This is a genomic window from Pseudomonas sp. (assembly GCF_050739655.1).
Classification (GTDB): Bacteria; Pseudomonadota; Gammaproteobacteria; order Pseudomonadales; family Pseudomonadaceae; genus Aquipseudomonas.
In genome coordinates, this window is the sequence record NZ_JBOIBY010000053.1 from 1 (window position 1) to 1,370 (window position 1,370).

The window sequence follows — 1,370 nt, forward strand, 5'->3', positions numbered from 1 at the left end:
GCGGGCAAGCCTCGCTCCTACAGGATTTGAGCGACGCCTGTAGGAGCGAGGCTTGCCCGCGATGACGGCCTGACAGGCACTACATCTCTCCAGCCGGCCTCTCTGCTACCATGTCGCGCAATCAACCCTGCCGTGACGACGCCAGCCAATGCCGCATGTTTCCCGCTCCGCCTCCCAGCCTGAATTGACCGCCCTGTTCAGCGATGTGCAACAGCACTTCCTGAATGTGATCGTGCCGCTCTGGCAAGGCCCCGGCTGGAATGCCGAGCTGGCGCTGCCCTATGAGGCGCTGGACGCCGAGCACCAGCCCCTGCCCCTGCCCCTGCCCCCTCAACGCTACCGGGCCATGGCCTGCGCGCGGCAGTTGTATCTGTTTGCCAGCCTGATCGGCCAGGTAGCGGGCGCCGAAGAGCGGGCAGCCGCACTGTTTCGTTCGTTGCAACGGCACTTTCACGACGCCGAACACGGTGGCTGGTTTTACAGCATTGACCCGCATGGGGCACCACTGGACCAGCGCAAGGACCTCTACACCCACGCCTTCATCCTGTTCGCCTGCGCCCATTACTGGGACAAAGTCCGCGAGCCTCTGGTGGAGTCGGTGCTCAAAGCCGCCCTGGAAGTGATCGGCCTGCGCTTCGCCACAGGTGACGGCCTGTATGACGCTAGCCTCGATCGTGACTGGTCGTCTCTGAACAGTGGCCCGCTGCAAAACCCGCTGATGCACCTCGCCGAAGCGTTCCTCGCGACGCTGTCGGTGCGCGAAGACAATGCCGTAGAACGCGCGCTTGTCGAGTTATGCACAGCCATGCAGAAGCGTTTTATCGATCCGCAACACGGCGTGCTGATGGAAAAACCATTGGGGGCTGTGGACAACTGGTTTGAACCGGGACATCAATTCGAGTGGTATTTCCTGCTGGAGTCATCGGCGCTGCTACGCGGCTCGAAACTTCACGCTTCACTCGAACGCGCCTTCGCCTTCACCGAGCAACTGGGTGTCGATCAACAAAGCGGCGCGGTGAGGGCCATGCTCGACCTTGGACCCGATGGTGGCTCTCGGGATGCCACCCAGCGCATCTGGGCTCAAGCCGAGTATTTGCGTGCACTGACTTTGCGCCCGGACAGCGAAGCTCAAGTGTTGCGTCAGTTGCAGGCATTGCAGCAAGGCTCGTTGCATGAAAGCGGCTGGTTTGAATGCCGCGACGAGAGCGGCCAAGTGAGTCGTCGGGACATGCCTTCGACCACGCCTTATCACCTGGCAACCTGTTATCGCGGGTTGGTCGACTATCTTCGTTGACTGAGCAAACGCCTTCGCGGGCAAGCCTTAATGCCAGTCAGTTAAGCGATGAAGGTCAACTGTAGGAGCGAGCTTG

Annotated in this window: 1 protein-coding gene; it reads left to right on the forward strand. The window is 61.1% G+C overall.

Annotation, left to right across the window (positions count from 1 at the left end; translation table 11 throughout):
• Positions 1-148 precede the first annotated feature (148 nt).
• On the forward strand, positions 149-1,294 hold the full coding sequence (locus ACRESJ_RS03215; protein WP_431756608.1) for an AGE family epimerase/isomerase: 1,146 nt from the start codon (positions 149-151) through the stop codon (positions 1,292-1,294).
• The last annotated feature ends 76 nt before the right edge of the window (positions 1,295-1,370 follow it).